6 protein-coding genes are annotated in these 5704 nt (G+C 64.3%); 3 read left to right on the top strand and 3 right to left on the bottom strand.

What is annotated here, in order from left to right; translation table 11 throughout:
- Positions 1-820: Rieske 2Fe-2S domain-containing protein (locus tag GPA_RS13730; RefSeq protein ID WP_041239679.1), on the top strand; the 820-nt coding region annotated here is incomplete at its 5' end.
- 425 nt (positions 821-1245) lie between these two features.
- Complete coding sequence (locus GPA_RS13725) at positions 1246-1737, top strand: hypothetical protein (protein ID WP_015540235.1); 492 nt, start codon at positions 1246-1248, stop codon at positions 1735-1737.
- An 83-nt stretch (positions 1738-1820) separates the two neighbouring features.
- Here GPA_RS13725 and ahcY read toward each other — a convergent pair whose 3' ends face one another.
- A complete protein-coding gene (gene ahcY, locus GPA_RS13720; RefSeq protein WP_015540234.1) occupies positions 1821-3086 on the bottom strand; it encodes an adenosylhomocysteinase in 1266 nt (421 codons plus the stop codon).
- A 357-nt stretch (positions 3087-3443) separates the two neighbouring features.
- On the opposite strand from ahcY, the gene GPA_RS13715 reads away from it, so the two are divergent.
- Positions 3444-4766 (top strand): glycosyltransferase family 2 protein, encoded by a 1323-nt coding sequence (locus tag GPA_RS13715; RefSeq protein WP_041239678.1) that lies wholly within the window; start codon positions 3444-3446, stop codon positions 4764-4766.
- Positions 4767-4922: 156 nt separating this feature from the next.
- Here the strand turns inward: GPA_RS13715 and GPA_RS13710 are convergent, their stop codons facing one another.
- Both GPA_RS13710 and GPA_RS13705 read right to left on the bottom strand, forming a co-directional pair.
- Positions 4923-5189, bottom strand: a complete 267-nt coding sequence (locus GPA_RS13710) for a ribbon-helix-helix protein, CopG family (RefSeq protein WP_015540233.1) — start codon at positions 5187-5189, stop codon at positions 4923-4925.
- Positions 5170-5520, bottom strand: a complete 351-nt coding sequence (locus tag GPA_RS13705) for a hypothetical protein (RefSeq protein WP_197533106.1) — start codon at positions 5518-5520, stop codon at positions 5170-5172. The genes GPA_RS13710 and GPA_RS13705 overlap by 20 nt, the downstream gene beginning before the upstream one ends.
- Positions 5521-5704: the final 184 nt, after the last annotated feature.

The raw sequence follows: 5704 nt of genomic DNA, 5'->3' as shown, positions 1-5704 counted from the left end.
CCTCGCGGCGGGGCGCGTGGAGGGCGGGCATGTGCACTGCCCCTTCCACGGCCTGCGCTACGCCGCCGACGGGCGCGTGGTGGCCATCCCCGCGAACGGCCTCGAGGCGGAGGTGCCCGAGAACTTCCGCGTGCGACCCTGGCTCGCGGTGGACGCGTTCGGCTTCATCTGGGTGTTCTACGGCAAGCCCGCCGACGCGCCCGACGACCTGCCGATGTTCGAGGAGTTCCGCGGCGATTTCCCCTACGCGGAGCGCTATGAGGTGTGGGACGTGCACTACTCGCGCGCCATCGAGAACCAGCTCGACGTGATCCACCTGCCGTTCGTGCATCCGAACACCATCGGGCGCGGCCACAAGACGCTCGTGAACGGCCCGGTGACGGAGTGGGACGACGAGACGCTCACGTTCTACGTGAAGAACGAGCCCGACTGCGGCCAGACGCCCCAGACAGCCGACGAGATAGAGAACTGGTGGGAGCTGAACAGCCTTCAGTACCGCGTGCCGAACCTGTGGCAGAACCGCATCGCGGACGACCTGCGCGTCATGGCGGCGTTCGCACCCGTAGACGACGAGCGCACGAAGATCTACCTGCGCCTCTACCAGCGCATGGTCAAGGCGCCCGTGCTGCGCGGCCTCGTGTGCGCCGCCGGCAACGTGGCGAACGGCGTGATCCTGCACCAGGACCGAAGAGTGGTGCTCACGCAGCGCCCGAAGAAGACCGAGCTCCAAATGGGCGAGAACCTCCTGCGCGGCGACAAGCCCGTCCTCGAGTTCCGCTCCCGCAGGGAAGAGCTGAAGAAAGCTGCCGAGCGCAGGTAGCATCCCCGCTGCGGAAGCCCCTGCACCGGCGTTTCTCGCTCAAGGCCCGGTTTCTGGCAAGATATTTCGATAATGTATGGTCCTATTCGAGGATAGTTCAAAGTTGATCATTCCGAACTGGTATTTTATAAGATTACTTATCTACTTATATAAAAAGAGCGACTCAAACTCGTACATTATCGAAATATCTTGCCAGAAACCGTGTCCTCGGCAGGAAACCGCCGTCAGTGCCGGCTGCTTCCTGCAACAGAAGGCTTCGAAGAGAGAGGCCTGGCGCGCTTGTCGCGAGCGTTGCGGACGAGAGGGGGGGGTTCAACCTAAGCATGAAGCGGCTGCCCTCCGTTTCCCCAAGCACCATGTCTTGTACCATGAAATCATCGTTGAATCGCGCATGCAAGCGCAGGACCAGTAAGGACGTGGCTCTCATGTTGGAATCGACCCATACGTACCAGGTTATCATCCCGTATTCCATCGAGGAGGTATGGCAGGCGCTGAAGCATGCGGCCGATCTCGATGTGGCGGGAGGCCAGGAGATCGTCGAGCGCGTTTCCGACGCCGAGTGGACAACGGCTCTCGACGAGCGCCACAGCACGCGCTGCACGGCCGCCTACGACGAGGCCGCCCGCCGCATGGACGTGACGATGGACTCTACCGCCAAGCACGAGAATGACACCACCTCGATCTCGCTCGCTTCCGTTGACGCAGGCACGGAGGTGACCGTCGAGCAAACCGTTCGCGGGAACTTCGTGGTGATGAAGATGCTCCAGCTCGTGGGCGTCGGCGCCCTGGACAAGGTGGCCGGTTCGATCGTCTCCAACATCGAGGCGCTGTGCTCCGGCGGCGAGACGCGCCGGATGAGCACCGAGGACTTGGAGGCCTACGCGAAAGAACGCGTGGCCGATTGGGGGAAGGACTAGCCTGAGCCATGCAGGCAGGTTGAGAAAAGGGGGCGCGCCGATCGATTGGCGCGCCCCCTTCGTCGCTCTCTGCGGAAAACGCGCTACAGCGTCTCGAAGTTCCAGCTGCTCATGTAGGCGATCTGCTCCTCGGTGAGCGTGTCGATGGCGATGCCGAGCGTCTCCAGCTTCACGCGGGCCACGCCGTCGTCGATGGTGGCCGGCACGTCGTACACCTTGTTCTCCAGCTCGCCGGCGTGGAGGTAGAGGTACTCGGCGGCCAGCGCCTGGTTCGCGAAGCTCATGTCCATGACGCTTGCCGGATGGCCCTCGGCGCACGACAGGTTCACGAGGCGCCCCTGCGCCAGCACGATGACCGTGCGGCCGTCCGCGAGCGTGTACTCCTCCACGAGCGGCTTCAGCTCCTCCTTCTTCACGGCGTGCTCCTCAAGCCACACGAGGTTGATCTCGGAGTCGAAGTGGCCGGAGTTGCAGATGATCGCGCCGTCCTTCATGTTCTCGAAGGCGGGCGCGTCCACCACCTTGCAGTTGCCGGTGACGGTCACCCACACGTCGGCGAAGCGCGCCGCCTCGGCCGCGGGCATCACCTCGTAGCCCTCCATGTGCGCCTCGAGCGCCTTCAAGGGGTCCACCTCGCACACGATCACGCGCATGCCCATGCCCTTCGCGCGCAGGGCCAGGCCGCTGCCGCAGTAGCCGTAGCCAGAGATGACGATGGTGCGCCCGCACATGAGGCGGTTCGTGGCGCGGATGATGCCGTCGAGCGTGGACTGGCCGGTGCCGTAGTGGTTGTCGAAGCAGTGCTTCGTGTTGGCGTCGTTGATGTTGAACACGGGGTAGGCGAGCGTTCCCTCGGCCGCCATGGACATGAGGCGCACGACGCCCGTCGTGGTCTCCTCGGTGCCGCCAACCACGCCGGCCAGCTTGTCGGTGAAGCGGGTGTGCAGCGCGGTGTCGAGGTCGGCGCCGTCGTCCATGATGATCTGCGGATCGGTGGCGATGACGGCCTCGATATGGCGGTTGTAGGTGTCGGCGTCCTCGCCGGCGATGGCGAACACGCTGATGCCGAAGTCGCGCACGAGCGCGGCGGCCGTGTCGTCCTGGGTGGACAGCGGGTTGCTCGCGCACAGCGCCACCTGCGCGCCTGAGGCCGTGAGCGCGCGCATGAGGTTCGCCGTCTCGGTGGTCACGTGCATGCAGGCGCCGATGCGCACGCCCTCCAGGGGGCGCTCGCGCTCGAAGCGCTCGCGGATGGACGCGAGCACGGGCATGTCGCGGTCGGCCCACAGGATGCGGGCAAGGCCCTCGTCGGCCAGCGCGATGTCTTTGATGTCGTGGTTCTCGGGCATGGAAAAGCCTCCCTGGGTATGGAAAACGGCACAGTTCGCCCTCTATTGTACGCCAGCGCGCACGCGTTCACGAGCGGGAGATCCGGGGCGTTTGTGGAGTTCGTATGCACAACGTTTGTGAATCCTTGGCTTTTACCGCGCAAAAAACGGAAGAATCGGTAACGAACGGACTCCCCGTTGGGACGGGCGGCTGCGAAGTGGCTATAATCGTCCGAGCTTGCGAACTCGCACGACAGCACACGTACCATCACCACACCAGGCAGCAGCAGGGGGCGCCGAAGCCCTTGGGCCTGCGTGCGAGCGAGCAGAGGACGGCCGCCGGCAAGGCAGGGACGGCCCGTAAAAGGAGCAAACGGAGTGCTAGACCAATTCTTCTCGCAGATATCGTTCGTCGACATCTTCAACTTCTGCGTGTTTCTCACGTTCAGCATCTGCTATACGTACCAGCTCTACTACGTGTTCGTGGTGCTCACGCGCAAGCCCAAGAAGCTCGTGGCGAAGAAGAACCACCGGTTCGCCGCCGTCATCTCGGCTCGCAACGAGAGCGCCGTCATCGGCGACCTCATCCACTCCATCAAGGTGCAGAACTACCCCGCCGAGCTCATCGACGTGTTCGTCATCGCCGACAACTGCACCGACGACACGGCCGACGTGGCCCGCGAGGCCGGCGCCATCGTCTTCCCCCGCCACAACGACAAGGAGGTGGGGAAGGGCTACGCGCTCGACTACGGCTTCCAGGTCATCCGCGAGCAGTACGCCGATCGTGGTTACGAGGCCTACTTCGTGTTCGATGCCGACAACGTGCTGGACGTGAACTACTTCCGCGAGATGAACGCCACGTTCGACCACGGCGCCAAGGCCTCCACCAGCTACCGCAACTCCAAAAACTACGACTCGAACTGGATCTCCGCCGGCTACGCGGTGTGGTTCCTGCGCGAGGCGAAGTTCCTGTCGCAGGCGCGCCTCACGCTCAACACGAGCTGCGTCGTGTCGGGCACGGGCTTCTTCGTGGCGGCCGATATCATCGAGCGTGCCGGCGGTTGGAAGTGGCACCTGCTCACCGAGGACATCGAGTTCTCCACGAACAGCATCCTGGAGGGCGTGCGCATCAGCTACACGCCCACGGCCATCCTCTACGACGAGCAGCCCACCACGTTCCGCGACTCGTGGAACCAGCGCTTCCGCTGGGCCAAGGGCTTCTACCAGGTGTTCTGGCATTACGGCGCCCGCCTGGCGAAGGGCGTCGTGGCCAACCCCAAGGGCTCGCGCTTCGCCTGCTACGACATGCTCATGACCATCGCGCCCGGCATGCTGCTCACTATCGTGTCGGTGCTGTTCAACGGCATCATCATCGCGCTGGCGGCCACGGGCATGATGTCCACGGGCATCATGATCGCCTCGTCCATCTCGTCCATCTTCTTCTGCCTGTTCAACTACTTGGTGTTCATGTTCATGTTCGGCGTGCTCACCACGTTCGTGGAGTGGGATTCCATCCACGCCGCCACGGGCAAGAAGGTGCTCTACATGTTCACGTTCCCGTTCTTCATGCTCACCTACATTCCCATCGCGCTCGTCGCGTTGGTGAAGAAGTGCAAGTGGAAGCCCATCCAGCACAGCATCTCCGTGGATGTGGCCGAGTTCTCCGACGCCGCCAACTCCAAGCGCGAGCGCACGATGTAGCAGGCGGCTGATCCGGCTTCGGCCAACGTCTGGCATGCGAAAACGGCGAGCCCTGGCCCGCCGTTTTCGCTTTTTTTTGCGCGCCGGCGTCTGGGGCGCTCATAGCCCGGACACGGCCTTGTGCGCTGAGGGCTTCGATGCGCTCGCGTGCAGGGCCTACCTGCTTTCCAGCAGCTCCCGGTCGATGGCCCTGCGGAAGAAGTCCGACTTGCTCTCGCCCTGCCGCTTCGCGGCGGCCTCCACGGCACGGATGCGGGAGCAGGGGAGGCGGAAGGAAACGGTGCCCATGTCCTCGTCGTAGAGCCTCGGTCGGCCCATGGCCACCTCGCCGTGCCCGCTCCAAGTCCCGTCCTCGTACTCTTCCGCCCTCTTGTCGAGCATCTCGTCGGTCAGGACGGTGCCGTTATCTGCTTCGAAGCCCATCGTGCCTCCTCTCGAAGCCCAGTTCCCCGAGTGTATTGGCCGAAGGCGGCGTCATGGCGTGGAACGCCAGCCAATCGCCTGCGGCGGAGCGCACCGCCACCACCTCGACGAGCCTTCCTTTGCCGTCGAAGCCGACTGCAACGTACTCGTTCGGGTCCTTCTGCGTTCGCGGCGTGGACGCGATGCTGTTCTCCCACGCTGCCAGCACGTTGTCGTCCGCGAGTTCGGGGTGGCGCTCGTGGACGCGGCGATGAACCGCGGTGCGGGGCCTCGTATCGCATGCCCTACTTTTGTATTGCATAAGTATACCGCTCCTCTCGTCGCCGGTCAATATGCTTCCTGCGAGCCCTCCGGCCCTCCATGGCATCGCGCCCCCTACCACACCCGGGCGAACGTGAGGCACCAGACGTGGGCGGCGCCGGCGCGGCGCAGGGCGTCGGTGGCGTCGAACAGGGTGGCGCCGGTGGTGCAGACGTCGTCCACGAGCAGCAGGCGACCCGGCACGGTGGCGCCGG

Origin of the sequence: Gordonibacter pamelaeae 7-10-1-b (assembly GCF_000210055.1) — a bacterium.
Classification (GTDB): domain Bacteria; phylum Actinomycetota; class Coriobacteriia; order Coriobacteriales; family Eggerthellaceae; genus Gordonibacter; species Gordonibacter pamelaeae.
The sequence above is the reverse complement of the archived record's forward strand: the minus strand, read 5'-3'. Positions and strand labels throughout refer to the sequence as shown.